Below are 26926 nucleotides of genomic sequence, written 5' to 3'. Positions count from 1 at the left end.
GCTAGGAGAGAGACGTGACCTCAAGAGCGATTGCAATTCAGGCAGAGCGCACCGGCGCGCGACAAATGCTGTCCGCGATGATGGGCGGGCTTGCGCTTGTCGCGGCGCTGGCCGTCGCCGCCCCCACCATGGGCGAGGCGCAGACCCGCCCCGCAACCTTTGCCGATCTGGCCGAACAGGTCAGCCCGGCGGTCGTCAACATCACCACATCCACAACTGTCGCCGGACGGACCGGGCCGCAGGGCATCGTGCCCGAAGGCTCCCCGTTCGAGGATTTCTTCCGCGACCTCGATCCGGGCGACGGCCAGCCACGGCGGTCGTCCGCGCTGGGTTCGGGCTTCGTGATTTCGGCCGACGGCTACATCGTGACGAACAACCACGTCATCGAGGGTGCTGACGAGATCGAGATCGAATTTTTCCCCGGTGACGGCCAGCCGCCCGAACTGCTGCCCGCCGAACTGGTCGGTACCGACCCCAATACCGATATTGCGCTGCTGAAGGTCGAATACGACACGCCGCTGCAATTCGTCGAATTCGGCGACAGCGACGCCGAAGGCGCGCGCGTGGGCGACTGGGTCATGGCGATGGGTAACCCGCTGGGGCAGGGGTTCTCTGTCTCCGCCGGGATCGTATCGGCGCGCAACCGGGCGCTGTCGGGCACCTATGACGACTACATCCAGACCGATGCCGCGATCAACCGCGGCAACTCCGGCGGGCCGCTGTTCAACATGGATGGCGAAGTCATCGGCGTGAACACCGCAATCCTGTCGCCCACCGGCGGCTCTATCGGGATCGGTTTCGCGATGTCGTCGGAAGTGGTCACCAACGTCGTGGATCAGTTGCAGGAGTTCGGTGAAACCCGTCGCGGTTGGCTGGGTGTGCGCATTCAAGACGTCACCCCTGATATGGTCGACGCCATCGACGGGCTGGACACCGCGCGCGGTGCGCTGGTCACCGATGTGCCCGCCGGCCCCGCAGAGGACGCCGGGATGGAATCGGGCGACGTGATCGTCAATTTCGACGGGATCGAGATCGAGAATACCCGCGAACTGGTCCGCATCGTCGGCAATTCACCTGTGGGTAAAGAAGTGCCGGTGATCGTCCTGCGTGACGGCGAGAGCGAAAGCCTGACCGTCGTGCTGGGCCGCCGCGAGACATCCGAAGCGACGGCCTTCCCCGCCGCGGGAGAGCCGGAAGCGCCTGAGCAGGCGGATATCCTTGGACTGACGCTGTCGGAAATCACGCCGGAACTGACCGAGCAATACAGCCTGTCCGCCGACAGCGGTCTGGTGATCACGGAAATCGACCCGGAGTCGGAAGCCGCGTCCAAGGGCCTCGTCGTCGGTGACCTGATCACCGAGGCCGGTCAGCAGAAGGTCGTGAGCGTGTCCGATCTGGAAGACCGGATCGCCGATGCCCGCGACGCCGGACGCAAATCGCTGCTGCTGCTGGTGCGGCGCGGTGGCGACCCGCGCTTCGTGGCGCTGGTGCTTGACGAGGAATAACCGTCCCGTCATCGCGAGTGTTGAGGGGCCGCCCGCCGGGGTGGCCCCTTTTCGTGTCAGGTGCCGGTCACATGCGTGGCCGCGACCCCGCGCTTGTTGAACACCAGCAGCACGACGATACCGATGGCCGCCGCGATGTGCATCCACAACGGACCCGGCCACAGGCAGGCCGCCCCCAGCACACCCGCCACCACACGCATCTGCCAGCCGATGGGGTTCTCCATGCTGCCCTGCAGGGCGGCGGCGAGGCCGTAGATGCCGAACACGCCGAACCCGAAGATCAGCAGCATCACGCCCCAATCCCCTGACAGGAAGGGCGTGTAGGCGATCATCAGTGGCACGATATAAAGTCCTTTCGCCAGCTTCCAGCTTGCGAACCCCGTGGCCATGGCTGGTGCCTTGGCGATGGCGGCGGCGGTGAAGGCGGCGAGCGCCACCGGCGGTGTCACGTTGCTGTCCTGGCTGAGCCAGAAGATGATCATATGCGCTGACAGCACGGCGGCCACCGTCACCTCTGTCGGGACCACGATATCGCGCAGCGGTGCCGCGACCTCCAGCGGCAGGCCGCGCACGATCTGCGATGCGCTGTCATAGGACATCGCCTGGCCCAGTTCCGCTGCGCGTTCGGGGATGCCGAACATCAGGATCGCGTTGGCCGCATCCCCCAGCGTGCCCGCCGCCATCGCGTCGATCACGAAGCGGTCGGCGATCATGCCAGCAAGGGCCGGGGCCGATAGCGTGGCCAGCACGATATAGGCCGCCGTCACGGGCAGCCCCATGCCCAGCACCAGCGACGCGAGCGCCACCAGGACGATGGCGATCAGCAGGTTGCCCCCGGCCCAGCTTGCGATCATCAGGCTGAATGTGTTGCCGATGCCCGCGGTGGCGATCACGTTCACGACGAGCCCCACCGCGCATAGCAGCACCGCCGTCATCACCATGCCCTTGGTGCCCATGACCAGCGCCTCGTAAACCGCCTTTGGCCCCATGCGGGTTTCCGTCAGCCAGCTTGACACCACGACGGCGCAGATGCCGAAGACGGCGGCATAGGCGGGCGTGAAGCCCGCCACGAGCATCCCGATCAGACCGGCGATGGGAATGACGAAGGATGCGCCGCCCTTGCGGAAGGCGGAGCCCAGCGTCTCGCCGTCGGCTGCCATGGGTTGCAGGCCAAGCCGTTGCGCCTCGATCCGCACGAAGAACGCGACCGAGAGGAAATACAAAAGCGCGGGCAGGGCGGCCACGGCGACGATGGTTTCGTAGGGAATCTGGGTGAAGCTGGCCATGACGAAGGCACCCGCCCCCATGATCGGCGGCATCAGCTGGCCACCGGTCGACGACGCGGCCTCGACGCCGCCCGCGAATTTCGGCGGAAAGCCCGCCTTCTTCATCAGCGGAATGGTGATGACGCCGGTGGAGGCCGTGTTCGCCACGGCGGACCCCGAAATCGTCCCGGTCAGGCCGGAGGCGATCACCGCGACGATCCCCGGCCCGCCGACCATACGGCCCGCGACCGCGCGCGCCAGATTGATCACGAAATCCCCGGCGCCTGACCGCAGCAGGAAGGCCCCGAAGATGATGAACAGAAACACGTAGGTCGAGGAAATCCGCGCGATGGTCCCGAACATCGCGTCATCGCCATAGACGGAGCGGAAGGCGATGGTTTCCCAGCTGAGGCCCGGAAAGCTGAACACCCCGCTGATGTATTTCCCCCAGAACCCGATATAGGTCAGCGACAGCACGATCAGGATCGGGATCACCAGACCGGTCAGGCGGCGGGTCAGTTCGACCGCGCCGACGATGCAGATCGCGATGGCGATCCAGTCCAGCGTGATCAGTTTGACCCCGCGGTCGTAAATCCCGTTTTCCGCCGTCGTTAGATAGATTGCCGACAGGGCCACCGCGGCCCCCAGCACTGTATCGACGATCAGCAAGCCGCGGTCTTGCGTGCGTCCGCGCAGGGCCGGGGTCAGCACCGCGGCGAGAAACGCAAAACCCGCATAGTGAAACGCATTGCGCTGTAGTTCGGAGATGAACGGATCGAAGGCGACATAGATATGCCCCACCGCGATGAACGCGCAAAGCAGCGACAGCGCGTGGTCGATGCCGCCTGTGAAACTGCGCTGCACAAGGCCCTCGGCCTCTGCCTCTGTCTTGTCCGCCATGTCGTCATCCCCCGAGTACGAAAAGCCCGCGCAAGGGATGTCTTGCGCGGGCGGTTGTTCTAGCGCGGCACGTTACTGCGCGATCAGGCGATCAGGGATCGTGACGCCCACTTCCTCGTAATACCGCTGTGCACCGGGGTGCAGCGGCACCGGCAGACCGGCGATCGCGGCTTCGATCGTCATGACCTTCGTGGCGGGGTGGATCGCCTGCAGGAACGGCAGGTTCTCATAGATCGCCTTGGTGATCAGATAGACGTTTTCCTCCGACAGGCTTGCGTCGGTCGCCAGAAAGTTCGGCTGTGCGATGGTGTTCACGTCTTCCGTTTGGCCGGGGTAAGTGCCCGCAGGGATCACATAGCGTGTCCACAGGTCCTTGCCGCCGTCGGCCGCGGCCATTTCCTCGTCCGTGAAGCTGAGCAGCGTCACACCGTCACCGGCGGATGCGAGCAACTGGCTGATAGCACCGGTGGGCACACCGGCGGGCGTGCCGATACCCGCGACCTGGCCGTTCTGCAGCGCCTCGGCCGATGGTCCGTAGCCGCCGTAGACCAGTTCATAGTCTTCGTAGATGTCGACGCCCAGACCGCCCAGCAATGTCGCGTTCGACCCGATGGTGCCGGAGTTCTCGCTCCCCAGCGCCATGGCGGAGCCTTTCAGCGCGACCATATCGGCCATCGTGCCTGTCGCGGCGGCGTCGGAGGAAATCGCGAATTGCTCCACGTTCTGCCACAGCATCGACACCGACCGCAGGTTGTCCTGTGCGCCGGCCTCTTCCAGCGGGCCGGTGCCCGTGGCGGCGTAGTAGCCGTAAAGACCCTGCAGAATGGCGAACTGCGCCTCGCCCTCGCGCAGCAGGCGCACATTTTCGCCCGATCCCGCGCTGCTGATCGCGGACATACCGATGCCTTCGCCCGGCTCCAGCTTGACCTTCACCAGCGTCGAAAGGGCCACGCCGACGGGGTAGTAGGTTCCGCCGGTCGAGGCGGTGGCCAGGATGTAGTTGGCTTCTTCCGCGATCGCGGCGGGGGCCGACAGGCCGGTGGCCAGTGCCACACCGGCGGCAAGAAGTGTCTTGTTCATATATGTCATGTTTTCCTCCCAGGAATGGGTCGTTGGTCCGACCCGGTGCGCAAAGACTAACCGCTGCCGTTCAAAAAACCACCGGATATCGGGAAATTTCGGGCCTGTTTACGCTAACCCGCGTCCAGTTCCGAAAGCGGGGTCACGACGATGCCCAATTGTTGGGCGATTTTCACCTCGATCAGGTCGCTGGCGATCCCGCGCGGGGACTGGAAATTGCGGATCGCCTGTCCGGTCGCGGCGTCCAGCACCCCGTTGATCGGTCCCTGATAGGTGCCGCGCACCCGCAGGGCACGTTGCAAAGTCGCCACCCGCTCTGGCGTGAAATTCGGCGGACACAGCGTTTCGAACCGCGCGCCTTCGCCGACCGCCACGGTCTGCGGACGCGAGACGGTGCGATAGACCGGCGGGGCGGTCACGGTGCCGTTGGCATCGCGCACGGCCGGCACGACAAGTTCGAGTTCGTCGACGATGCTGGTCCGGGTTGGCCTGTCCGCCTTGGCAAAGCAGCGCCCGTTCGGCCCGGTTTCGATTTCTCCAAGGTCCAGCAAACCCACGGCGTTGACCGGCCCGGTGGCGGGTACCGGCACCGCCGCGCGGTCACAGGCGGCGAGGGTCAGAACGGTGATGCCACTCCACAGAACGTGTCTCATCAGGGGTCCGTCACACAGGTTGCGGGTGACACCGGTGTAGCGGCTGCCCGACACACCCGCCAGTGCGCACCGCGGCGGTCGGTGCCTGCCGCGCGATGTGTCGCCGTCAGCCCACAAATCGTGCCGTTTTCGGGCTGGTCGCTGGCAGCCCGAGCCTTTAGACAGGCCCGCAGATTTGTGTCGCAAGAGGTATCAGGCAGATGGCAAAGATCACATATGTGGAACATGGTGGCAAGGAACACGTCGTCGACGTCGCCAACGGGCTGACCGTCATGGAAGGCGCGCGCGACAACGGCATTCCGGGGATCGAGGCCGATTGCGGCGGCGCCTGCGCCTGTTCGACCTGCCACGTCTATGTCGACCCGGCCTGGGTCGAGAAACTTCCCGCCAAGGACGCGATGGAAGAGGACATGCTGGATTTCGCCTATGAGCCGGATGCCGAACGCTCGCGCCTGACCTGCCAGCTGAAGGTCACCGACGACCTTGACGGGCTGCGGGTGCAGATGCCGGAAAAGCAGATCTGATCATGCGCCGCGCGGTCTGGGGCATCGCGGTTGTTCTGGCCTCGGCCCTGCCGGCCTGGGCCGAGATCACCGGCGCGCAATACGCCCTGCCGACCGATGCCTACGGTCACGGTGCTGTCGCGGGGGGCGAATACGCCGCGATTGAGTTCACCGTGGCACCGGATCGCACCATTGCGGCAGGTACCTTTGAAAATGTTTACGAAGACACCGCCCCGCGCCTGATCGACTTTGACGGTGACGGCACGCCGGAGGTGCTGACCGTCGTTTCCTATTTCGACAGGGGTGCCGTCATTCGTATCTGGGACGAGATCGACAACCCCGATCACCCGGAGGGCACGACCATGGCGATCGCCGTCGAAGGCGCACCGATCGGCACGCGCCACCGCTGGCTGGCCATCGCCGGTGCCGCCGATCTGGATGGCGACGGCTGGATCGAGATCGCTTATGTCGATCGGCCCCATCTGGCCAAGGTGCTGCGCGTGGTCGAGGTGCGGCGCGAGGGTGACACGTGGTCGCTGCGGGCCGAGGCATCGGCGCCCGGCTACACCAACCACAAGTACCGCGATCCGTCCATCGAGGGCGGTATCCGGCTGTGTGACGTGCCCGAAATTATCACCGCCAGTGCGGACTGGACCCGGGTTCTGGCCACGCGGTTGACCGGGGGCGTGTTGGTGACGCGCGATCTGGGACCCTATAGCGGGCCGCAGTCACTGACGGCGGCGCTGGCCTGCGCCTAGATCAAATACCGGTCGCGATCAGGATCAGGAGCGCGATTTCGGAAAGTTGCTGCGTCGCCCCCAGAATATCGCCGGTCTGGCCGCCGATCTTGTGCCGGGCGATCATGGCCCAGCCAAGCGTGACAGCCCCCGCCAAGACAACCGCGCCGATCACGCCCGACCCAAGGGCAATCAGCGCGACCACGGTGGCGATGGCGACGCCTGACCATGCAATCTTCAGGGGCGCGCGGCCGACGCTCCGGCTCAACCCGTCGGCGCGTGCGTGGGGCAGGGTGGCCATCACCGGCAGCATCGCGGCGCGGCTGAGTGCCGCCACGGCGATCAGCACCGGCCAGTGGTTTTCATGCGCCAGAACTACCGTCAGCGCGAACCACCGCAAACCGAGGCTCAGAACCAGTGACAGAACACCGTAGGTGCCGATCTGGCTGTCCTTCATGATCGCCAGCCTTTTGTCGCGGTCCCAGCCGCCCCACAGCCCGTCGCAACTGTCGGCCAGACCGTCCTCGTGTATCGCGCCGGTCATCACGATCAGCATCGCCAGCACCAGCCCGGCGACGATGGTGGACGGCACGCCGAGCCACAGCCAGGCGCCGGCCCAGAGTGCGGCGATAGCGCCCAGCACGGCACCGGCGACCGGATAGGCCCAGGCCGCGTTTGCGCCCCGCGCCTGCGCCCTGCCGACATCCACCCGCACCGGCAGGCGGCTCAGCAATCCCAGCGATCCGGCCACATCCGACCATGCCTGCGCGACCGTGTCGTTTTTTGTCATGGCGATGCCCTTTGCGGTCTTCCACTCCGTTGCGTGATCGTTAGACAGATGCAAACACGCTTGCAATGAGGTCCCGATGACTGCGCCGTTTTCCACGCTCACCGAATTCCGCGACACGCTGGCCAACGCCCCGGCCACGGACGTTGCGGCCCTGGCCGCCGCACAGGATCGCAACGGACAGTTGACCAAACCGCCCGGCGCGCTGGGCCGGCTGGAGGATCTCGCGATTTGGTATGCGGGCTGGCGCGGCACCGCGACACCGGCGATCGACGCCCCGCAAGTCATTGTCTTTGCGGGCAATCACGGCGTCTGCGCGCAGGGTGTGTCGGCCTTCCCGCCGGAGGTGACGGTGCAGATGGTCGCCAATTTCGAACACGGCGGTGCGGCGATCAACCAACTGTCCAAAGCCTTCGGCGCGAAGATGGACGTGCATGCGCTCGACCTCGACACGCCGACAGCCGATTTCACCCAGGGCCCCGCCATGACCGAAGGCGAGGTTGTCGCGGCACTGCAAACCGGCTGGAACGCGGTCGACCCCAACGCCGATCTGCTGGTGACCGGCGAGATGGGCATCGGCAACACAACCGCCGCCGCCGCTGTCGCCGCTGGCGTTCTGGACGGCGATGCCGCCGCGTGGACAGGACGCGGCACCGGCGTCGATGATGCGGGTCTGGCGCGCAAGACCGAGGTGGTGGCGCGGGGCCTCGCACTGCATGCCAGCGACGACGCGCTTGAAATTCTGCGCTGTCTGGGGGGGCGTGAACTGGCCGCCATGGCCGGGGCCATCGCCGCTGCCCGCGCGCACCGGATCCCGGTGATCCTCGACGGGTTCATCTGCTCCGCCGCCGCTGCGGTGCTGCACAGGGCGGCCCACGGCGCGCTCGATCACTGCGTCGCCGGGCACCTCAGCGCGGAAGGGGCGCATGAAAAGCTGCTCGCCGCTCTGGGGAAAGAGCCGCTGCTGCGCCTTGGCTTGCGTCTTGGCGAAGGGTCGGGTGCGGCACTGGCTATCGGCGTGCTGAAAGGTGCCGTCGCCTGCCATTCCGGCATGGCCACCTTTGCCGAGGCGGGCGTCGTCGCCGGTCAGTCCGACGCCTGATCCTGCCGCGCGCCCAGCCGTCGCCTCTTGCGGGCGGCGGTCTTGGCTTCCTTGGTCTGCTGGCTCGATGCCAGCGCGGCCTCCAGATCGTTGTTGAGCGCGCGCGCCTTTTCCAGATAAAGCGGGTTGTCGGCGACGGGAACGCTTGGGTCCCAGTAGTCCGCCAACTCGCGCATCGCGGCCCGGTCATGGTGATAGAACATGGTCTCGGCCTCGGCGGCCTCGTATTCGCTCAGCCCGAGGTTCTCGAGAGCATAGCGCCCCGCACGCAACGAGCTGTCGAACATCTCGCGCACGATATCGTCGGCGCCTGCGGCATACATCTCGTAGACATGCACCCGGTCGCGGGCGCGGGCGATGATATGCAGATCGGGACGGACCTTGCGCGCATAGGCGACCAGCTTGTTGGCCTGCGCCTTGTCGTCGATCGCCACCACCAGCACCTTGGCCGCGTCGATCCCTGCGGCCTTCAGCAGGTCAGGGCGCGTGGGGTCGCCGAAATAGCCGCGAAACCCGAACTTGCGCATCATCTGCACGGTCGGCAGGTCGCTGTCGATCACGACGGTGCTGAAGCCCGCCGATTGCACCAGCCGGTTCACGATTTGCCCGAACCGCCCGATGCCCGCGATGATCACGGTGCCCTGTTCGTCGATCTCGTCATCGGCGGGCGCGTCGTGATTGGCGGCGCGGCTGTTGATGTAGCCATAAAGCATGAACAGCAGCGGCGTGATCAGCATCGACATCGCGATCACCAGCAGCAGCGTTCCGGCCAGACCGGGGCTGAGCACGCCCTGCGTCAGCGAGAAGGAGATCAGCACGAAGCCGAATTCCCCCGCCTGCGCCAGCCCCAGCGTAAAGAGCCACCGGTCGGTGCCGCGCAGTCGGAAGATAACCGCCAGGGTGAACAGCACCGCCCCCTTGATCGCCATGACCGCGACGGTCAGCGACAGGATGTAAAGCGGTCTGTCGAACAGCAGGACAAAGTTGATGCCCGCGCCGACGGTGATGAAAAACAAACCTAGCAGCAGTCCCTTGAACGGCTCCAGATCGCTTTCCAATTCGTGCCGGAATTCGGAGTTCGCCAGCACCACGCCCGCCAGAAACGTCCCCAATGCGGGCGACAGCCCGACCATGCCCATCAGCACGGCGATGGACACCACCATCAGAAGGGCGAGGGCGGTGTACATCTCGCGCAGGCGGGCATGATGAATGTAGCGAAAGATCGGCCGCGTCAGATAGACGCCGGCAAAGATGATCGCGGCGACAGCCCCCAACGTGACCAGCGTGACACTCCAGCCGGGCAGGCCTTCGACCAGCGAAAACCCGTGATGCGCGTCGTGGGCGTCGGCCCGGATCACGGACCCGTCCGGCGCAATGGTCATCAGCGTGCCGATCCCCAGAAGCGGCAGCACCGCCAGCATCGGGATCACGGCGATATCCTGTGTCAGCAGGACAGAGAAAGTGGACCGCCCGCCGCTGGTCTGTGTCAGGCCCTTTTCGTGCAGCGTCTGCAACACGATGGCGGTGGAGGACAGCGCGAAGATCATGCCGATGGCCAAGCCGCGCGCCCAGTCATAGCCCATCGCCATGGCACCGCCCATGATTAGCAGCGTGGTCACCACGACCTGCAAGCCGCCCAGCCCGATCAGCCGGTCGCGCATGCCCCAGAGCGTGCGCGGCTCCAGCTCCAGCCCGATCAGGAACAGCATCATCACGACGCCGAATTCGGCGAAATGCTGCAAGTCCTGCGCCTCGGTCCCGATCAACCCGGTCAGCGGGCCGATCACGATGCCCGCCATCAGGTAACCCAGCACCGACCCCAGCCCCAGACGAGCGGCCAGCGGCACCGCTATGACCGCGGCCCCCAGATAGATCGTCGCCTGAAAGAGGAATGTTTCCATGACAGTCGTATCGCCCCGCAGCTGCGCAAAGGCAATGATCTATAGCGGCAGCGGCGCGTCCGGCTTCACTCTTTCCATCACGATCTGGCTATGGACCCGGCTGACTGCGGGATGCGGCAGCAAGACCTGCTGGACCAATGTGTTCAGTGCGGTAAGGTCGGCGCAATAGACCCGCAGCAGGTAGTCGGCCTCGCCGGTCAGCGTCCAGGCACCGACGATCTGCGCCTGCGTCCGGGTCAGGCGCACGAAATCGCGGGCGTTCTGTTCCGTGTGCGTCGCCATGACGATCTGCAGAAAGGCCTGCACGCCCAGACCGACGGCCTCTGGCGCGACAGTGGCGCGGTAACCCGCGATCAGCCCGGCGGTTTCCAGCCGCTGCTTGCGCCGCCCTGCTTGGGACGCCGACAGGTTCAGCCGTTCGCCCAGCGCGTGCACGGACAGGGTAGCGTCCTCTTGGAGCAGCGACAACAGGCGACGGTCGAGGTGGTCGATCACTGTGCAAATTTCTCGCGTAGTTTTCAGCTAATACGCGAAACTTTCGCAGCTTGTCAGATTTTAGTCCAGCAGATTGCGCCCCGTTCGCGCGCCAGTGCAGCTATATTCGCATCAACCGCGATCAATCCAAGGAGACACCCCATGGGACCCTTCCCGCACGACGCCCCCAAAGCCACCATCACCGACAAGAACCCCGCCGGCACCGACGGTTTCGAGTTCGTCGAATTCGCCCACCCGGAGCCGGAAAAGCTGCGCGATCTTTTCGGCAGGATGGGCTACGTCCACACCGCGACGCACAAGACCAAGGCGATCGAATTGTGGCAGCAGGGCGATATCACCTATGTCATCAACGACGAACCCGGCAGCCACGCCCGCACCTTCGTCGAGGAACACGGCCCCTGCGCCCCCGCCATGGCCTGGCGCGTCGTCCACGCCGACCATGCGTTCAAGCACGCCGTGTCGAAAGGGGCCGAACCCTACGAAGGGGACGGCAAGACGATGGACGTGCCCGCCATCAAGGGCATCGGCGGCAGCCTGATCTATTTCATTGACCAGTATTACGAAACCAATCCCTACAACGCGGAATTCGACTGGGTCTCGCACGCGCACCCCGAAGGTGTGGGGTTCTACTACCTCGATCACCTGACCCACAACGTCCACAAGGGCAACATGGATACGTGGTTCAAGTTCTACGGCGACCTGTTCAACTTCCGCGAAATCCGTTTCTTCGATATTTCCGGCAAATACACCGGGCTGCGTAGTCGCGCGCTCACCTCGCCCTGCGGGCGCATCCGCATCCCGATCAACGAGGACAGCGGCGAGACGGGCCAGATCGTCGAATACCTCAAGCGTTACAACGGCGAGGGCATCCAGCACATCGCCGTCGGCGCGCGCGATCTTTACGAGGCGACCGACCAGATCGCCGAGAACGGCATCAAGTTCATGCCCAAACCGCCCGAGACCTATTACGACTTGTCATACGACCGCGTCGTCGGCCACGACGAACCCAAGGACCGGATGTCCAAGCATGGCATTCTGATCGACGGCGAGGGCGTTGACGACGGCGGTGAAACCCGCATCCTGCTGCAGATTTTCAGCAAGACCGTCATCGGGCCGATCTTTTTCGAGTTCATCCAGCGCAAGGGCGACGACGGGTTCGGCGAGGGGAACTTCAAGGCGCTGTTCGAAAGCATCGAGGCCGATCAGGTCGCGCGCGGCGTGCTCGAAACCGACTAGCGGCGGGTCCTGCGGAAAACCAAAGCGGCTCGGCATGTCCGGGCCGTTTTCACGTCAGCCCGACGGCAATTGCAGCGCATAGGTCTGGCCGCGCACCACGTAGTTGAGGGCGCTGTCGCCGATCGCCGTCACCCGCCCGCCTTCGAGAGAGCTGCCGACCTCGACCTTCACGTAACGGCCGTTCGACAGCCGGATCAGCGCGCGACGGTCGTTGGGGCGGCCATAGACGCCGATCAGGTTGACGCTGCGCAGGTTGATTGCCCCATCCATCGTCGCCGCGGCGGCCACGCTTTGCGGGATCGCCCCCGATGGCCGTGCGGCAGCGGAAGATGCGACGGCGGGCGCGCTGGCCTGCTGCGTCGTCTGCTGCTGTTGCTGCTGGCGGGCCGCGTTCTGCTGCGCGCTGGCCACCACGCGCGAGAAGTTGTTGGGCCGGGTGTCGGGCCGGGGCGAGGCGACGATAGCGTTCTGCGTCGGATTGACCAGCGCGCTGGGCGGGGCGGCGGCGGCGATGGTCGCGATGACGGACGCGATATCGGCAGGGGCCGGTGCGGCTTCCTCCTCCTCGGGCGTTTCCTCCGCCTCGGCCACGTCCTCTTCCGGTGGCGGGGCCAGTCCTTCGGGCCGCAGCGACGGGCGCAGCCCGGCCAGTGCCTCGTCGGCAAACGGCGCTTCTGGAGCCAAACCGTCAGGGCGCAACGCGGGCCGGAAGCCGAACAACGCGGGATCGGCAAAGGCCTGTTCCGTCTGTGCTTCTGCCTCGGTCGTGGGCACATCACTGTCGGCGACCGCCGTATCCGGCGCAGTATCGTCCGCATCGGGATCGGCCACGTCCGGTTCGGCAACTTCGGGATCGGGCGCAGCGGCCACGTCGGGTTCATCCAGCGCCGGGGTTGCCGGCACCTCCACCTCCGGCTCGGCGATCACGGGGGTCGCTTCGGGGACCTCCGTTTGCGGGCGCAGCGGCGGTCTGATCTGCGGCGCGCGGGCATAGACGAGCACCCCGTCCGGCATCACCGTCCCTGAGGCAGAGGCAAGGATGAATCCGTCCGCGTCGCGCGGCACGACAGTCCCGGCTGGCGCTGGGTTCGGCGGTGCAAGGAACGGCGTATCGAGGCTTTGCGCCGCCGCCGCCAGATCGCGCGGACGGGTCACGGGGGCCACGACCGGCACGGTGGCGATTTCGGTCAGGCCGTCCAGCGAACCGGCCTGGGGCAGAGCGGGCAGGCGTGGTGCACGTTGCCACACGCCCGTCGCGGCATAGATTCGGTCGGCCTCGGCGGGGCTCAGCACGCGGCCCGGCACAGTGGTCACAATCGGGACCGGCGGCGTGTCCTCCGCAACAGCGGCGGTCTCTTCGGTCGGCGCGTCCGCGTCGGACACCTCCGGTACTGCGGGTTGCAGGATCTGCGGCGCCGGTGCCTCGGGCGGGACACTGGCCAGATCACTGGGGTTGTCCCGACCAAAGCCGAGCAGCCCGGCAAGACCGTCCTCGTCAAGCGTGCTGGCCCAGAGTGCGACGAGCATCAGGAAAACCAGCAGCCCGGCCGTCAGCATCAGCCCCAGAAAGCGCGGCTTGCCTCCGACCTGCGCCGCCGACGCGCCACCGATGGGGCCGATCCCGGTCGGCGCCGTGCGGGCCGGTTTGGTTTTTCTGCGCGCGGGCCGCTCCGACGCGGGGGCGGCAGCCGTCGGTTCCGGAGCAGCAGCGGCGACCGGCACGATCGGCGGCACGACGGGCGTCGCGGCAATCACGGGCGCGCGGGGTTCGGGGTCGTTGTCGGGGACGTGCTGCGGCGTGGGTGGTGCGGGCGCGTCGGATTCCGCCACGCGCAGCGGCGGCGGTATCGCGGCCTCGCGGTTGCGGCGGAAAAGAGGTTCCGGCGACGCATCTTCGCCTGCATCGACGACTGGCTTCTTGTCTTCCGAATCCGGGGTCGCGCCGCGGTGGCGGGTCGCAAAGACCGGCTCCTCGATCTCAGGCACGCTCGGCGCTGGCTTTCGCGGTGCGCCGTCCGTATCGGCCACCGGTGCTTTTTGTTCCTCCTGCGCCGCGCGGCGGAATGTCGGGACGATCTCTGGCGGTTCCTCCGCCTCGCCGCCGCTGTCGATCGCGTCACCGTCATCCGCGACGCCCGGCGTCAGCGCGGTTTCGGGCGGTGCATCGAGCGCTGTCTCAAGATCGGGTGCTTCGTCGGCCACGCGGGTGGTCAACGGCATCGCGTCCGGGGCCGGGTCCGGTTCGGGGATGGTCGCGCTGCCGATCACCTGCACCGGGTCGTCGTCGCGCGCGATCACGACATCCGGCCCCAGCACCGCAGGCGCGGATTTGGTCATCCCGAAAAAGACCTCGGTATTGAACGTGAACGGCTCGGCCACCGCGGCAAAGGTGACAGGGGAAAAGCGGTGTTGTGTGGCAAAGGCCTCTGCCTCCACCAGCGTCTCGCGGGCGACGGCGGCAATATGCGTGCGCCCGCCCGAGCGGTTGAAATCAATCGCCAGTTCGTCGACGGCATAGGGCGTCGCCCCTGCGAGCGCGCCGCGCACATCGTCGATGGTGGTCTGCGTGGTATCGAGCGACAGATACTTGATCTGGTCGTTGGGCAGCAGCACCTTCGTGCGCATGCCGCCCGGTTCCAGCGCCACCGCGGTTTGGCGCAGGCAGGCCAGCGCCGCCGTCAGGTCGGGATCGTCAAGCGCCACTTCGCCCACAAGATGCCAGCCGCCGGTGACGCGGTGCATCAGGCGGATGCCGTCGAACGAGAGCGAAAGCGCGAAGTTTGGTGTCATGCAAAGGCTCTAACAGGTTGGATCACGTGACAAAACGGCTTTTCCGCCTGGAGCGGAACCTAGCGCAAAATCCCGCCAATTCCAAGTTGCGGCCATTCTCTCGCCAAGGCACAGCGATTAGCATGCGTCAAAGAGGTTAATCGCAATTTACCACACCGCACGAGGATCGTCGCAGATGCTGAAATTCCTGACCCTGATCGCCGTTCTGGCAAGTGCCGCGCCAACCGTCGCAACCGCGCAGGACGTGGCGCCGCCGCCCTTGCGCACGCTGACGGTCAATGGCACGTCCGAACTGCGCGTCGCTCCCGATCTGGCCACCGTGTCCATCGGCGTCCGCGCCGCCGCCGACACACCCGACGCCGCCATGAATGAGGCCAGCGACCGGACCGCGGCCATGCTCGCGGAAATCACGTCGCTCGCCATCGACCCCGGCGACATCCAGACGACGGGTGTCCGGCTGACGCCGCAATATGGCCAGACGGTCCTCGGCAACACCGACTATCGCCGGATCGACAGCTACACCGCCGCCAACACCGTGATCGTAGAGGTGCGTGATCTGACCCTTCTCGGTGATCTGATCGCACGGTCCGTCGGCGAGGGCGCGAATGCGCTGAACGGGGTGAGCTTCGGCCTGCAAGACCCTGAAAACGCGGAAGATGATGCGCGCCTCGCCGCGGTGATCGAAGCCCGCAGATTGGCCGGACTTTACGCCGAGGCCGCCGGGGTGGCGCTCGGTCCGCTGCAGCAGTTGACCGAAGGCGGATCGGGCGGGTACCGCGCCTACGATGCCCCCGTGGTGGCAGAGGCGTCGTTTGCCTCCTCCGCCGTGCGCGAGGTGCCGGTCGCGCCGGGCGAAATCGCGATCAGCGCGCGCGTGACGCTGGTGTACCTGATCGAATGAGAGGTCGCCGCCCCGATATTCCGGGGCGGCGAATTGGCCATGATGTCAGGCGACAGCCTTGGCCAGCGCCTGATCCAGATCGGCGATGATGTCGTCGGCATCCTCGATCCCGATGGACAGGCGCACGATGCCCGGGCCGGCACCCGCCGCTTCCTGCTGCTCTGCCGTCAACTGCCGGTGCGTGGTCGAGGCCGAGTGGATGATCAGCGACCGCGCATCGCCAAGGTTGGCGACGTGGCTGAAGATTTCCAGACTGTCCACCAGCTTCACACAGGCGTCATAACCGCCCTTCACGGCGACGGTGAACAGCGCCCCGGCCCCGCGCGGGCAAATCTTCGGCACCAGCTTGTTGTAGGGCGAAGACGGCAGCCCGGCGTAGGTGACGTAATCCACGCGGGAATCGCTCTCCAGCCATGTGGCGACCTTCACTGCGTTTTCCACATGCCGGTCCATGCGCAACGACAATGTTTCGATCCCCATCAAAGTATAGTGCGCCGCCTGCGGGTTCATCGTCATGCCCAGGTCGCGCAGACCGATGGCGATGCCGTGGAATGTGAAGGCCAGCGGTCCGAAGGTCTCGGCGAACTTCAACCCATGGTAGGCGGGTTCCGGTTCGGACAGCGACGGGAACTTGTCGTTCGCTGCCCAGTCGAACTTGCCCGAATCGACGACACAACCGCCGGTGACCGTGCCGTTGCCGGTCAGGTATTTCGTGGTCGAGTGCACCACCAGCGTCGCGCCGTGCTCGATCGGGCGGCAGAGGTAGGGCGTGGCCGATGTATTGTCCACGATCAGCGGAATGCCCGCATCGTCCGAAATCGCGCTGATCGCGTCCAGATCGGTGATATGCCCGCCGGGGTTGGCGATGGCCTCGCAGAACACCGCGCGGGTGTCGTCGTCGATGGCCGCTTTGACCGCGTCCATATCGTCGAAATCGACGAATTTCGCCGACCAGCCGAAACGTTTGATCGTCTGCGAAAACTGCGTGATCGTCCCGCCGTAAAGCCTTGAGGACACGACGATATTGCGCCCCGGTGCCATCAGCGGAAACAGCGCCATCAGCTGTGCCGCGTGACCAGACGAACAGCATACACCGCCCGCACCGCCCTCCAGCGTGGCGATGCGTTCCTGCAAGGCCGCGACCGTCGGGTTGGTCAGGCGCGAATAGATGTAGCCGACCTCCTGCAGGTTGAAGAGTGCCGCGGCATGTTCGGCATCGCGGAACACATAGGCGGTGGTCTGGTAGATCGGCACCTGCCGCGCGCCGGTCGCAGGATCGGGCCGCGCGCCCGCGTGGATCTGCAGCGTGTCGAAGCCATAGGATGTAGTGTCGGACATGGATCTCTCCCCTTGGATGATTTTGCACCCTGTGTAGGGCCAATCCCGCCGCCTGTGCAACGTGCCGCCCGGTCTTCGGACCGTCCGGTCCGGTTTCGGTGCATCCTTTGGAACCATGTTCCGCGTTCAGCGGCCTATCAGGCCAGCCAAACCGGACAAGCGGGCGGCCCGCGGAGCAAGCCTGCTGATTTCATCCGGTCAAAAATACCTCGGGGGAGGGGCCGCAGGCCACGGGGGCAGCGCCCCCAAAAGTGCGGTCGCCGCAAACAGGATCATGGGCTGCGGACCGACGCCGGTGCCGCCTCAATCATGCAAAAGCCTGAAATGCGGCGCAGCCGCACATCGCGGTCAAACCATCGTCAGCGGACCCAGAAACCTGCGGATTTGATCCGGTTGCGGATCTGTTTTTCCTTTACCGGCAGGTCGTCGCGGTCGAACATCGCGCGCACCTTCTGCCCGCGCCCGTGAAAGATCATCTTCTTGAAGGCATCATGCTGCTTGAGCCATTTTTTGATCTTGTTGGGGGCCGCGACATCCTCCATCACCTTGACCGCGTGATCGCTTTCGCGGGCGTAGAAGAGCGGCAGCAGACGATAGTGGCAGGTGATGTCGCCATCCAGACCGTCCAGTTCCGGCCCGGGGCGTCCGCCGCCAAAGGAATGGATCACCAGCGGCAGCACCACCTGATCCAGCCAGGGGTCGAGCGATTGCACGACCAGCGGTTCCGGTCTGTCGTCGCGCACGGAGACCGCCCAGTCCAGATACCGTTGGCCGAACGCGGCGGGATCGGCCCCGAAAAACCAGCCCGCGTTGAAATAGAGATACCGCTGCCAGTATTCATCCGGCTGGCTGAGGTCGAGCGAGCTTTCGAAATCCAGACCGAAGCGGTCGTAGAGCGATTTCCAGATCGCGGTGTAGCCGGGCCAGTAGAGTTCCTCCTCGGGCCATGTGCCTTCGCGTTTCATCGACGCGGCTGGCCAGTCGAAATCGAAAGGCACCGACATGATATCCCCGGTGATCAGCGTGTCCGTGTCGAAAAATACGAAGGGTTCGCCGGCGGGCAGGGTCGCCAACCCCTCGATCTTGTTGCCGTAAGGATAGGACTGGCCGAAGTGCACGGACTGGAACGGTACGATCTCCGCGCCGTTTTCCTCCAGCGCCGCGCGGATATCGTCGCCGATCCGCGGATCGTCGTCCCACAATGGCCCCGGCTGCGGTTCGGCCACGATCATCCGGCCCGCAAAATCGGGCGACATCGCCCGCAATGAGGCCACGAACAGCAGCGCCTCGTGCTCCAGCCGCCCGGCCTGACCGACGATCATGATGTTGAATGGCTGGCTTGATGCCTTTTTCTTCGCCATAATCCGCTCATCCCGCAATTATTGCGAGGACTATAGGGTGGATTGCCGGGGCTTCACAATCGCCGTGGCCGTCCCGCACCCTGTTGCAGGAGGAAAAAACATATGCTCGATCTCTATTTGCCGTTCATCATCGGCATCGCCATCGGTATCGCACCGGCCCCGCAGGACGTGGACATCGCCGTCAACGAGTTGCCACAGGTCGAGGAGGCGGTGCCGCTCGATGTGGGGTCCGGTGACGATATCACCGCGCGCGAACCCGAACCGCAGGTGCCCACCGGCAAATACACCACCGCAGTCGAGGTCCGTCCGATCCTGGGCATGACCAAAAGCAACTGGGCGGCGGTGCGGCTCTTCAACGATCAGGATCTTGTCTATTTCACGCACCTGATGGCGTGGCGCTGCGGGCTGTGGGAAATCCGTTACGGCATCAACGGCGACCCCGCCGACACGATCATGCCGATGGAGCCTTGCAACGAGGAGTTCCAGCAGCCCAACGTCATGGTCGATGTCGAAAACTTCCTGCCCTATGTGACCTTTCCCCCCAATTCGGTGGAATCGGTCTATGTGGAGATCACCTTCGACGACGGCACGACCGACTTTGCGCAGTTCAATCGCAACGAAATCCTGATCCCCTGACCGGTGGTCGCCCTGGTCATTCCGCAGGCAGCGCCGTTTGCGGCGCTGTCGGCTCTGCCCTCCGCGCCCGCTTTTCGCCCAGCATCAGCATGGCGGGTGTGACCACGAGGGTCAGCACCGTCGCCACCACCAGCCCGCCTGCAATGGCCGACGACAGTTCGGTCCACCACTGCGTCGACGGCGCGCCATAGACGATCTCGCGCGTGAAGAAGTTCAGGTTCAGCCCGATCACCATCGGCATCAATCCCAGCGCCGTGGTCACAGAGGTCAGCACCACGGGGCGCAGACGTTGGGCACCGGTACGCAACGCGGCCTCCAGCGGCGATTGGCCCAGCTTCTTGAGGTCGTTGTAGGTGTCGATCAGGATGATGTTGTTGTTCACCACGATGCCCGCGAGCGCGATCACCCCGATCCCGCCCATGACGATGCCAAAGGGGCGGCCGGTCACGATCAGCCCCAGCAAAACTCCGGCAATCGAGAAGATGATCGCGCTCATCACGATGAACGCCTGATAGAAGTTATTGAACTGCAGCACGAGGATCACGAACATCAGGAAGATCGCCGATACGAAAGCCCCGACGAGGAAAATCATGCTCTCCTGCTGGTCCTCCGCTTCACCGGCAAAGCTGAACGCCACGCCCTCGGGCAGATCGGCGGCGTTGAGCGCCTGCGTCAGCGCCACGACCTGATCGTTGACCAGCACGTCGGGGGCCACGTTGGCCTCGATCGTCGTGACGCGTTTTTCGTCGATCCGGCGGATCACGCCGGTGCGGTCAGAAGGCGCGAAGGTCACGAAATTCGCGATCGGCACCAGACCGGAGGATGTCGGCACCCGCAGGCTGCCCAACTCGGCCAGCGAGCGTTCCTCGCGCGGGAAACGCACCCGGATATCGAGCGAGCCGTCCACATCGTCGGGGCGGTAATCCGCCACCGTGATGCCCTGCGTCAGCAGTTGCACCGCCTGCCCAAGCAGGCTGACGTCGGCACCGAAACGCGCGGCCTCTGCCCGGTTGACGAGGATCGAGACCTCGACCCCGGGCACGGGCCGCGTATCGGTCACGTCGGTAAACCCGCCGATACGGTCCATGATGTCGCGGATTTGCTGGACCGCGGCGGCTTGCGCATCGCCGTTGCGCGCGGTGACCTGAAGATTGATCGGCTTGCCTGCCGCCGGGCCGCCGCTTTCGGTCTGCACCTGCACGTCGATGCCCGCGATGTCGGACACGCTTTCGCGGATATCGACGCCGATCTCGGCAGCGGTCCGGCGGGTGTCCCACGGTGTCAGTTCAAGCTGCAGCGTGCCGATGGTTTCCTCGTCGCCTTGCCCGGCCGACATGGTGGAGCGGGCGTAGATACTTGCGATCTCGTCGTAACCCAGCAGCCGGTCCTCGACCGCGCGGACCAGCGCGTCGCGCTCGAAGATCGAAAAGTTGTCGCGCGCGCGGACCTGCACCTGCATGAAATCGGGTTCGACCGAAGGGAAGAACGTGACGCCCTTGCCGAATTGCCCATAGGCCCCGAACCCGCCCAGCAGCAGCGCCACCGCCAGCAAAAGCGTCGCACCGGGCCGCAGGATCGCCCAGTGCAGGACGCGCACATAGGCCCCGGTCAGCCCGCCCATGTCGCGCGGATCGCCGATTTCGGCGGCATGCAGCGCGGCCTTCTGCCGGGCGGTCTGCGGTTGCCGTTTGCCGATCAGCCCGCCGACGACAGGAATGAAGATCAGCGCCATGAACAGCGACGCAAACAGCGTCAGGATCACCGTGATCGGCAGGAATTTCATGAACTCACCGACCATGCCGGTCCAGAACAGCAGCGGGAAGAACACGCTCAGCGTCGTGGCCGTCGATGCGATGATCGGCCAGGCCATGCGCTTGGCGGCAAAGGCGTAGGCCTCGCGCGGTTCGGCCCCTTCCTGCAATTTGCGGTCGGCCAATTCGGTGGTCACGATGGCCCCGTCGACCAGCATCCCCACGACGAGGATCAGCGAGAACAGCACGACGATGTTCATCGTATAGTCCATCGCCCAGAGCGCGATGACACCGGCCAGAAACGCCCCCGGAATCGCCAGCCCCACCAGAATGGCGGAGCGAAACCCCAAAGCCAGCACGATCACGATCATCACCAGGATCACGGCGGCGATCACGTTCGCCTCCAGATCGCTGAGCAGGTCTTTCACCGATTTCGACTGGTCCTGCAGATAGGTGATCTTGATGCTGTCGGGCCAGTCCTGCTGCAATTCCGCGACGGTCGCGCGCACCTCCGCCACGGTCTCGATGATGTTGGCGCCCGACCGTTTGGTCACTTCCAGCGCCAGCGCGGGCTGGCCGTTGATCCGGGCGAATGAATCCGGGTCCTCGAACGTGCGGCGGATGGTGGCGACGTCGCCGAAGGTCACGACGGCGTCGCCGCGCACCTTGACCGGCATCGCCATCACATCCTCAAGATCCTCGATCAAACCCGGCACCTTGAGCACGATACGCCCCGATCCGGTTTCGATGGCCCCCGCCGCGATCAGGCGGTTGTTGCGCTGGATCTGGCCGATCAATTCATCGAATGACAGGTTGTAGGTCTGGAACACGGTCGGGTCGATCAGCACTTCGAGAAACTCGAACCGCTGGCCGCCGATATCGGCTTCCAGCACGCCCTCCAGCCCCTCCAGTTCTTCCTGCATCTCTTCCGCCAGCGTGTTCAGCGTGCGTTCGGGCACTGGACCCGACAGGATCGCGGTGATGATGGGAAACAGGGCGGTGTTGATTTCCGTGACCGTGATATCGCGGGCGTCTTCGGGCAGGTCGCCCTGCGCACGGTCGGCGGCCTCGCGCACCTTGTCGAGCGCCTCGTCGTTGTCGCCGCCGGGGGTGAATTCAAGCTGGATACTAGCGAAGCCTTCGGTCGCTTCCGACGTCAGGCGGTCCAGCCCCTCGATGGAGGCGAACTCCGTCTCCATCGGTTCCAGCAGCAGGCGTTCGGCGTCACCGGGGCTGATCCCGTCGAGACTTGTCGAAACGTAGAACAGCGGCAGCGGCACCTCCGGGTTCGATTCCTTCGGGATCGCGGTATAGGCGTAGGCGCCCACCGTCAGGACCATGACCAGCGCCATGACCACCACGCGGCTGCGCGAGAATGCGGCGTCGACGATGGCGTTCATTGGTCCGTCTCCGCAGATGCGTCACCGGCAACATCCTCGGCCAGATCCTCCGCCACGGCGTCGACATCTTCGCCCGCGCTCGGGTTCACGGTCTCGCCCGCGTTGACGAAGCCCTGACCGACGGTGATGACCCGCACGCTGTCCGGCAGGCCGGTGACCCAGATGCCGTCGATCTGCGCCTTCACGACCTTGATGGGAAAGAAAGTCACGACATCGTCGTCATCCACCGTCTTGATCCCCAGCGCCCCTTCGGTGTCGAGCGACACGATGGACGGCGACAGGAAATGCGCCGTGGTCTCGCCGGTGGGGATGATCACCTCTGCCGATATTCCTGCGGGGATCGCGGCATCTTCGTTCGCTACCTCGATCTCAGCCAGAAAGGTGCGGGTTTCGGAGGCGGCGGAAGTGCCGACGAAGGCGACCGTGCCCTCGCGCTCCTCACCGGTGATGAAACGCACCATGGCCGTTTGCCCGGCCTTGATCCGGGTCAGCGATTGCTGCGGCACCTGAATGGCGACGGTCAACGGCGTGATGTCGACCAGTCGCCCGACCTCTGTGCCCGCCGACACGAATTCGCCCACGTCGATGTCGAGCGTTTCGATCCGTCCGTCGAATGGCGCAGTGATCTGCAGAGCGCCGGCAGCCTGTTCCACGGCGGTGACCTGCGCCTGCGCGGATGCCAGCGTCGCGCGCGCCTGTGTCACGCGGTCCTGTGTGGCCACACCGCGTTCGAGCAACTGCTCTGCGTTGTCGAATTCGCGCTGGGCGCGGACCAGTTCCTCGGCGGCGCGATTGGCCTCGGCTTCGTTGTTTGCGGGATCGAAGCGCGCGATGACATCGCCTGCGGCCACATCCTGCCCCTTGCGCACCAGAACTTCCGCCACATCGCCGGAGGTTTCCGCGCGCAGCGTGGTGTCGCGGTCGGGCAGGGCCTGCCCCTCGGCCTGAAAGAATTGCGTGACCGTTTCGGCAGTAGAGGTCGTGACCGCGACGGCGACGGGTGCCGGTTCGGTCCGCGCCACGGGGGGCGCTTCCTCCTCGGAAGGAATGACGAAACCGCTGCCCATCCAGCCGACGATCAGAATGACGAGCAGAGCCGCGATCCAGGTGGAGCGCCCCGCGCCCTTGTCCGCCTCGAAGGACAACGGTGTCCTTGTATCGGGGCGCGGTGCGTCGGCTGTGTCCGGCGTCGTGTCTGTTTTTGGCGCGGTCATGTCGTCTGGTCCTTCTGGTCGGCGAGGGCGTGCCCCTGTTCCGGCGTGTGTTCGGTGCCGAGTGTTTCGAGTGCGGCTGCAATGGCGGCATCGGTCGCGGCATAGAAATCCGCATATTCCTGCAATCGTGCGACGGCGCCGGCCCCTGGTGGGAGCGCCGCGATGGTGCGGGCGATCTCGCCATGGGTCGCGCGGGTGCGCTGGCGGATACCCCGAAGCATCGTTGCGTAGGGATCGGGCGCGAGCTGGAAATAATCCTGCCGTTCGCCGGGTTTCGTCATACGTTTCACCAGCCCGCGTTCCTCCAGCAGGCGCATGCTGGTACTGATACTGGCGCGGCTGACCTGAAGCTGCGTCGCAAGGTCGCCGAAGGACACCATGTCGCCGTCGAAGATCAGCAGTCCAAAGATGCGGCCCGCGATGCGCGGCAGCCCCTCGGCCTGACTGATCAGCCCGTTACGTTCGATGAATGCGGCGCGGGTGGTGTCGAGCGTGTCTATGGCGGTCATGCGGGGCCTCCGGTGTCTGCGCCCACATACGGCGCGTTGGCAGACGATGTCAAATCCGTTCAGTCATGACTGAACGGAACGTCACGTCATCGGCGGACGTTTGATATCGCCTCATCTTTAGTTTAGAATTATTCTAATTTGCTCTTGCGCTCATCCCGTCGCGTATTAATTTCAGATCGAAAGCCGCGAACGGCAAGTTATGCCCGACGCTTAAGGACAGGAGAAACCCATGACACAGACAGCGGACGCCCTCAGGAACGACGCCCGGGCAGAGATCGCCGACGCCTTGAACCAATGCGTCGCGGAAACTGCCGTGACGACAATGCTTGCCCAGAATTTTCATTGGAACGTCAAGGGGATGGCCTTCGGACCTTTGCACGCCCTGTTCCAGACCATCTATGAAGACCATTTCGTCGCACAGGACGATCTGGCAGAACGGATCCGCGCGCTGGAGGCCCATGCCGAAGGCATGCTCGCCAAAATGCTCGAACGGTCGAAGGTGACCGAACACGACGGCCACGCCACCGACCGCGAGATGATCGAAACGCTGCTGTCGGCGCAGGAAACCCTCGCCGCGACCCTGGCCGGGGCGGGCGATCTGGCCGCCAAGCACGGCGACACCCTGACCGAGGACCTCTGCATCGCCCGCGGGCAGACGCACGAGAAATTCGTATGGATGCTGCGTGCGCATCTCGCATGATACCAGGCCCGTCGGCATGATGTGCAGCCTAACGTACACATGGCAGACGTTTCAGGCGTTATGAATGGTGGGCGACCCTGGAATCGAACCAGGCGTGCGTCTCCGCGAGGGAGTTACAGTCCCCTGCCACACCTTGCGGCCTGTCGCCCACTGCCGCGCTGATTACGCAAAGCCGCCCGAGGCGTCAACCGCGAAAAGACCCGCCCTTTCCACAAGTCGCAGGCTCGGGTAGGGAGCAGCGGACAACCAGTGGAGACGGGCCATGCAGAAGCCGAAATGGGTGATCGCCAAGGAACAGGGCAAGCGGGCGGCGGCGCAGGCGACGGTCTGGCTGTTCGGCCTGCACGCGGTGCGCGACGCGCTGGAAAACCCGCGCCGCGAGAAGCTGCGGCTGGTGGTGACACGCAATGCGCTGGACAAGCTGCAGGATGCCGTTGCCGCCGCCGGGATCGCGCCGGAAATGTCGGACCCGCGCAAGTTCGCGGCCCCGCTCGATCCGCAATCGGTGCATCAGGGGGCCGCGCTGGAGGTGAAACCGCTGGACTGGGGCACGGTCGCGGATGTCGCACTTGGCGACGGGCCGATGCCGCCGCGCTTGGTGCTGCTCGACCGGGTGACCGATCCGCACAATGTCGGCGCGATCCTGCGCTCTGCAGAAGTATTCGGCGCGCGCGCGGTGATCGCGATGCAGCGCCACGCGGCACCGGAAACCGGCGCGCTGGCCAAGACTGCCAGCGGCGCGCTGGAACGCCAGCCCTATTTGCGGGTGCGTAATCTGGCCGATACGATGACGGCGCTCAAGGACATGGGCTATCTGGTATTGGGCCTCGACGGGGACGCGAAACAGGGGATCGAGGACGCGCTGGACGGCAAACGCGACCGCGCGGTGGCGCTGGTGATGGGTGCCGAGGGACCGGGATTGCGCGAAAAGACCCGAGAGACCTGTGATGCGCTGGTACGGATTGACGCAAGTGGTGGATTTGGGTCGCTCAACGTCTCAAATGCCGCCGCAGTCGCCCTATATGCTTCTAAGGGCTGACTGAAAGGAACGATATGGGTGCCGTCAAGATTGCGACCTGCTGCTATTGCGGGGTGAAGGCGGCGCTGGTGTTGCGCGGGGCAGAGCGGCACGAGTTGAGCTGCGCCAGTTGCGGCGCGCCGCTGCACGCGATGAAACTGCTGCCCGCCAGCCCGGACGGGGCGACTGCGCCTGCGGCGACACCCGCCCGCCCGGCCAGGACCGTGCCGCAATCGCGCCCCGCCGCCGATCCCCGCCGTCACGACGAAAAGCCGAAGCGCAAATCCGTGAAACGCCCCGGCAAGCGCAAAAAATCCAGGAGCCTGGGCCGCAAGATCTGGTCCGAGGTCTGGGACGTGATCGAGGACGTTTTCGACTGAGCGCCTTTCACATTTTCTTGAACGGTACTGGCAAATCGAGATGCGGCCCCCAATTTCAGTTTCAGAGAGGCGACCGGTCGGAACACCGCGCCTCGATACACTGTCCCTCGTTCCACACTCAGGCGCCCGTGGTATCCCCCCACGGGCGCTTTTTTCTTTGGCTCGCCCCGGCTAGGGTGGGCCATGACATACTCCGACGCCTTTCTGAAAGATATCCTGTCACGCACCCGCGCGATCGCGGTGGTCGGCGTATCGGCCAACCCGGTGCGGCCGAGTTATTTCGTGGCGCGTTATCTCGGGCTCAAGGGCTTTCGTGTGATCCCCGTCAATCCGGGACTGGCCGGGCAGACCCTGCTGGGCGAGACCGTTCATGGCGGACTGGACACGGTGCCGGACGATGTGGACATGGTCGATATCTTTCGCCGCCCGGACGCGGTGCCGGGTATCGTGGATGCGGCGCTTGCGCGTTGGCCCGGCCTGCGCACGATCTGGATGCAGATCGGCGTGATCCATGACGAGGCTGCCGCCCGCGCCCGGGCACGCGGTGTCGACGTGGTGCAGGACCGCTGCCCCAAGATCGAATACCAGCGCCTGTTCGGCGAATTGCGGATGGGCGGGTTCAACACCGGCGTGATTTCATCGCGATTGCGATGAAGCGGGGGCGCTGCCCCCGGGCCGGGGCTCCGCCCGTTCATGGCTGAAATGTTCCCCCGGAACATTTCCAGGCTGCCATTCACCCCCCGAGGTATTTTCGACCGGAAGAA

The 26926-nt window shown here is 65.2% G+C and carries 23 protein-coding genes and 1 tRNA gene; 11 read left to right on the top strand and 13 right to left on the bottom strand.

Annotation, left to right across the window (positions count from 1 at the left end; all coding sequences use genetic code 11):
- The first annotated feature begins 80 nt into the window (after positions 1–80).
- Entirely contained in the window at positions 81–1505 is a 1425-nt protein-coding gene (locus tag AC04PH_RS12575; RefSeq protein ID WP_483066193.1) for a Do family serine endopeptidase, read from the top strand.
- Between the two features lie 56 nt (positions 1506–1561).
- Here AC04PH_RS12575 and AC04PH_RS12570 read toward each other — a convergent pair whose 3' ends face one another.
- The 3 genes from AC04PH_RS12570 to AC04PH_RS12560 all read right to left on the bottom strand — a co-directional run bounded on the left by AC04PH_RS12570 (position 1562) and on the right by AC04PH_RS12560 (position 5403).
- Positions 1562–3670 carry a TRAP transporter permease gene (locus AC04PH_RS12570; RefSeq protein ID WP_483066082.1) on the bottom strand — a complete coding sequence of 703 codons (2109 nt, stop codon included), beginning with the start codon at positions 3668–3670 and terminating at the stop codon, positions 1562–1564.
- Positions 3671–3742: 72 nt separating this feature from the next.
- On the bottom strand, positions 3743–4750 hold the full coding sequence (locus AC04PH_RS12565) for a TAXI family TRAP transporter solute-binding subunit (RefSeq protein ID WP_483066081.1): 1008 nt from the start codon (positions 4748–4750) through the stop codon (positions 3743–3745).
- A 113-nt stretch (positions 4751–4863) separates the two neighbouring features.
- Complete coding sequence (locus AC04PH_RS12560; RefSeq protein WP_483066080.1) at positions 4864–5403, bottom strand: peptidoglycan-binding domain-containing protein; 540 nt, start codon at positions 5401–5403, stop codon at positions 4864–4866.
- Between the two features lie 200 nt (positions 5404–5603).
- Between AC04PH_RS12560 and AC04PH_RS12555 the strand changes: the two genes are divergently transcribed.
- Both AC04PH_RS12555 and AC04PH_RS12550 read left to right on the top strand, forming a co-directional pair.
- On the top strand, positions 5604–5927 hold the full coding sequence (locus AC04PH_RS12555) for a 2Fe-2S iron-sulfur cluster-binding protein (RefSeq protein WP_483066079.1): 324 nt from the start codon (positions 5604–5606) through the stop codon (positions 5925–5927).
- Between the two features lie 2 nt (positions 5928–5929).
- On the top strand, positions 5930–6664 hold the full coding sequence (locus tag AC04PH_RS12550) for an FG-GAP repeat domain-containing protein (protein WP_483066078.1): 735 nt from the start codon (positions 5930–5932) through the stop codon (positions 6662–6664).
- 1 nt (position 6665) lies between these two features.
- Here AC04PH_RS12550 and AC04PH_RS12545 read toward each other — a convergent pair whose 3' ends face one another.
- Positions 6666–7433 (bottom strand): adenosylcobinamide-GDP ribazoletransferase, encoded by a 768-nt coding sequence (locus tag AC04PH_RS12545; protein ID WP_483066077.1) that lies wholly within the window; start codon positions 7431–7433, stop codon positions 6666–6668.
- Between the two features lie 76 nt (positions 7434–7509).
- On the opposite strand from AC04PH_RS12545, the gene cobT reads away from it, so the two are divergent.
- A complete protein-coding gene (cobT, locus tag AC04PH_RS12540) occupies positions 7510–8532 on the top strand; it encodes a nicotinate-nucleotide--dimethylbenzimidazole phosphoribosyltransferase (RefSeq protein ID WP_483066076.1) in 1023 nt (340 codons plus the stop codon).
- Here the strand turns inward: cobT and AC04PH_RS12535 are convergent.
- Both AC04PH_RS12535 and AC04PH_RS12530 read right to left on the bottom strand, forming a co-directional pair.
- Entirely contained in the window at positions 8517–10433 is a 1917-nt protein-coding gene (locus tag AC04PH_RS12535; protein WP_483066075.1) for a monovalent cation:proton antiporter-2 (CPA2) family protein, read from the bottom strand. The two genes, cobT and AC04PH_RS12535, sit on opposite strands and share 16 nt — an antisense overlap.
- 39 nt (positions 10434–10472) lie before the next feature.
- Positions 10473–10928: an Lrp/AsnC family transcriptional regulator gene (locus tag AC04PH_RS12530; protein WP_483066074.1), complete on the bottom strand. Its 456-nt coding sequence runs from the start codon at positions 10926–10928 to the stop codon at positions 10473–10475.
- A gap of 141 nt (positions 10929–11069) precedes the next feature.
- Between AC04PH_RS12530 and hppD the strand changes: the two genes are divergently transcribed.
- Positions 11070–12164, top strand: coding sequence for a 4-hydroxyphenylpyruvate dioxygenase (gene hppD, locus AC04PH_RS12525; RefSeq protein ID WP_483066073.1), 1095 nt, complete (start codon positions 11070–11072; stop codon positions 12162–12164).
- Positions 12165–12218: 54 nt separating this feature from the next.
- Here the strand turns inward: hppD and AC04PH_RS12520 are convergent, their stop codons facing one another.
- A complete protein-coding gene (locus AC04PH_RS12520) occupies positions 12219–14954 on the bottom strand; it encodes a hypothetical protein (protein ID WP_483066072.1) in 2736 nt (911 codons plus the stop codon).
- Between the two features lie 175 nt (positions 14955–15129).
- Here AC04PH_RS12520 and AC04PH_RS12515 point away from each other — a divergent pair, with 175 nt between their 5' ends.
- Positions 15130–15855, top strand: a complete 726-nt coding sequence (locus tag AC04PH_RS12515; RefSeq protein WP_483066071.1) for an SIMPL domain-containing protein — start codon at positions 15130–15132, stop codon at positions 15853–15855.
- Between the two features lie 45 nt (positions 15856–15900).
- Here the strand turns inward: AC04PH_RS12515 and AC04PH_RS12510 are convergent, their stop codons facing one another.
- Positions 15901–17193 carry an O-acetylhomoserine aminocarboxypropyltransferase/cysteine synthase family protein gene (locus AC04PH_RS12510; RefSeq protein ID WP_483066070.1) on the bottom strand — a complete coding sequence of 431 codons (1293 nt, stop codon included), beginning with the start codon at positions 17191–17193 and terminating at the stop codon, positions 15901–15903.
- A 359-nt stretch (positions 17194–17552) separates the two neighbouring features.
- The gene (locus AC04PH_RS12505; RefSeq protein WP_483066069.1) at positions 17553–18554 is read right to left on the bottom strand and encodes a hypothetical protein; all 1002 of its coding nucleotides are present in this window, start codon (positions 18552–18554) and stop codon (positions 17553–17555) included.
- Between the two features lie 102 nt (positions 18555–18656).
- On the opposite strand from AC04PH_RS12505, the gene AC04PH_RS12500 reads away from it, so the two are divergent.
- Positions 18657–19190, top strand: coding sequence for a hypothetical protein (locus AC04PH_RS12500; protein WP_483066068.1), 534 nt, complete (start codon positions 18657–18659; stop codon positions 19188–19190).
- Between the two features lie 16 nt (positions 19191–19206).
- Here AC04PH_RS12500 and AC04PH_RS12495 read toward each other — a convergent pair whose 3' ends face one another.
- From AC04PH_RS12495 to AC04PH_RS12485, 3 genes are read right to left on the bottom strand one after another with little or no spacing between them, the layout of a single operon-like run.
- Positions 19207–22341 carry an efflux RND transporter permease subunit gene (locus AC04PH_RS12495; RefSeq protein WP_483066067.1) on the bottom strand — a complete coding sequence of 1045 codons (3135 nt, stop codon included), beginning with the start codon at positions 22339–22341 and terminating at the stop codon, positions 19207–19209.
- Positions 22338–23555 carry an efflux RND transporter periplasmic adaptor subunit gene (locus AC04PH_RS12490; protein WP_483066066.1) on the bottom strand — a complete coding sequence of 406 codons (1218 nt, stop codon included), beginning with the start codon at positions 23553–23555 and terminating at the stop codon, positions 22338–22340. Before AC04PH_RS12490 ends, AC04PH_RS12495 begins: the two co-directional genes overlap by 4 nt.
- Positions 23552–24064, bottom strand: a complete 513-nt coding sequence (locus tag AC04PH_RS12485; RefSeq protein WP_483066065.1) for a GbsR/MarR family transcriptional regulator — start codon at positions 24062–24064, stop codon at positions 23552–23554. The genes AC04PH_RS12490 and AC04PH_RS12485 overlap by 4 nt, the downstream gene beginning before the upstream one ends.
- A 229-nt stretch (positions 24065–24293) precedes the next feature.
- On the opposite strand from AC04PH_RS12485, the gene AC04PH_RS12480 reads away from it, so the two are divergent.
- On the top strand, positions 24294–24764 hold the full coding sequence (locus AC04PH_RS12480; RefSeq protein ID WP_483066064.1) for a Dps family protein: 471 nt from the start codon (positions 24294–24296) through the stop codon (positions 24762–24764).
- Between the two features lie 65 nt (positions 24765–24829).
- Here AC04PH_RS12480 and AC04PH_RS12475 read toward each other — a convergent pair.
- A tRNA-Tyr gene (locus AC04PH_RS12475) sits at positions 24830–24913 on the bottom strand.
- Between the two features lie 113 nt (positions 24914–25026).
- On the opposite strand from AC04PH_RS12475, the gene rlmB reads away from it, so the two are divergent.
- The 3 genes from rlmB (at position 25027) to AC04PH_RS12460 (ending at position 26816) form a co-directional block, all read left to right on the top strand.
- The gene (rlmB, locus tag AC04PH_RS12470; RefSeq protein WP_483066063.1) at positions 25027–25803 is read left to right on the top strand and encodes a 23S rRNA (guanosine(2251)-2'-O)-methyltransferase RlmB; all 777 of its coding nucleotides are present in this window, start codon (positions 25027–25029) and stop codon (positions 25801–25803) included.
- A 14-nt stretch (positions 25804–25817) separates the two neighbouring features.
- A complete protein-coding gene (locus tag AC04PH_RS12465; RefSeq protein WP_483066062.1) occupies positions 25818–26162 on the top strand; it encodes a hypothetical protein in 345 nt (114 codons plus the stop codon).
- 183 nt (positions 26163–26345) lie between these two features.
- Entirely contained in the window at positions 26346–26816 is a 471-nt protein-coding gene (locus AC04PH_RS12460; RefSeq protein WP_483066061.1) for a CoA-binding protein, read from the top strand.
- The last annotated feature ends 110 nt before the right edge of the window (positions 26817–26926 follow it).

Source organism: Yoonia sp. KMU-150 (assembly GCF_056858355.1).
This window is presented reverse-complemented; position numbering and strand designations above follow the sequence as displayed.

Coding starts and splice junctions, on each gene's coding strand:
- AC04PH_RS12480 (WP_483066064.1), top strand. CDS start 24,294: ATGACACAGACAGCGGACGCCCTCAGGAACGACGCCCGGGCAGAGATC.
- AC04PH_RS12490 (WP_483066066.1), bottom strand. CDS start 23,555: ATGACCGCGCCAAAAACAGACACGACGCCGGACACAGCCGACGCACCG.
- AC04PH_RS12565 (WP_483066081.1), bottom strand. CDS start 4,750: ATGAACAAGACACTTCTTGCCGCCGGTGTGGCACTGGCCACCGGCCTG.
- AC04PH_RS12570 (WP_483066082.1), bottom strand. CDS start 3,670: ATGGCGGACAAGACAGAGGCAGAGGCCGAGGGCCTTGTGCAGCGCAGT.
- AC04PH_RS12485 (WP_483066065.1), bottom strand. CDS start 24,064: ATGACCGCCATAGACACGCTCGACACCACCCGCGCCGCATTCATCGAA.
- AC04PH_RS12495 (WP_483066067.1), bottom strand. CDS start 22,341: ATGAACGCCATCGTCGACGCCGCATTCTCGCGCAGCCGCGTGGTGGTC.
- AC04PH_RS12505 (WP_483066069.1), bottom strand. CDS start 18,554: ATGGCGAAGAAAAAGGCATCAAGCCAGCCATTCAACATCATGATCGTC.
- AC04PH_RS12520 (WP_483066072.1), bottom strand. CDS start 14,954: ATGACACCAAACTTCGCGCTTTCGCTCTCGTTCGACGGCATCCGCCTG.
- AC04PH_RS12460 (WP_483066061.1), top strand. CDS start 26,346: ATGACATACTCCGACGCCTTTCTGAAAGATATCCTGTCACGCACCCGC.
- AC04PH_RS12465 (WP_483066062.1), top strand. CDS start 25,818: ATGGGTGCCGTCAAGATTGCGACCTGCTGCTATTGCGGGGTGAAGGCG.
- AC04PH_RS12510 (WP_483066070.1), bottom strand. CDS start 17,193: ATGTCCGACACTACATCCTATGGCTTCGACACGCTGCAGATCCACGCG.
- AC04PH_RS12560 (WP_483066080.1), bottom strand. CDS start 5,403: ATGAGACACGTTCTGTGGAGTGGCATCACCGTTCTGACCCTCGCCGCC.
- AC04PH_RS12575 (WP_483066193.1), top strand. CDS start 81: ATGGGCGGGCTTGCGCTTGTCGCGGCGCTGGCCGTCGCCGCCCCCACC.
- AC04PH_RS12535 (WP_483066075.1), bottom strand. CDS start 10,433: ATGGAAACATTCCTCTTTCAGGCGACGATCTATCTGGGGGCCGCGGTC.
- AC04PH_RS12555 (WP_483066079.1), top strand. CDS start 5,604: ATGGCAAAGATCACATATGTGGAACATGGTGGCAAGGAACACGTCGTC.
- rlmB (WP_483066063.1), top strand. CDS start 25,027: ATGCAGAAGCCGAAATGGGTGATCGCCAAGGAACAGGGCAAGCGGGCG.
- AC04PH_RS12550 (WP_483066078.1), top strand. CDS start 5,930: ATGCGCCGCGCGGTCTGGGGCATCGCGGTTGTTCTGGCCTCGGCCCTG.
- AC04PH_RS12515 (WP_483066071.1), top strand. CDS start 15,130: ATGCTGAAATTCCTGACCCTGATCGCCGTTCTGGCAAGTGCCGCGCCA.
- cobT (WP_483066076.1), top strand. CDS start 7,510: ATGACTGCGCCGTTTTCCACGCTCACCGAATTCCGCGACACGCTGGCC.
- AC04PH_RS12500 (WP_483066068.1), top strand. CDS start 18,657: ATGCTCGATCTCTATTTGCCGTTCATCATCGGCATCGCCATCGGTATC.
- AC04PH_RS12545 (WP_483066077.1), bottom strand. CDS start 7,433: ATGACAAAAAACGACACGGTCGCGCAGGCATGGTCGGATGTGGCCGGA.
- hppD (WP_483066073.1), top strand. CDS start 11,070: ATGGGACCCTTCCCGCACGACGCCCCCAAAGCCACCATCACCGACAAG.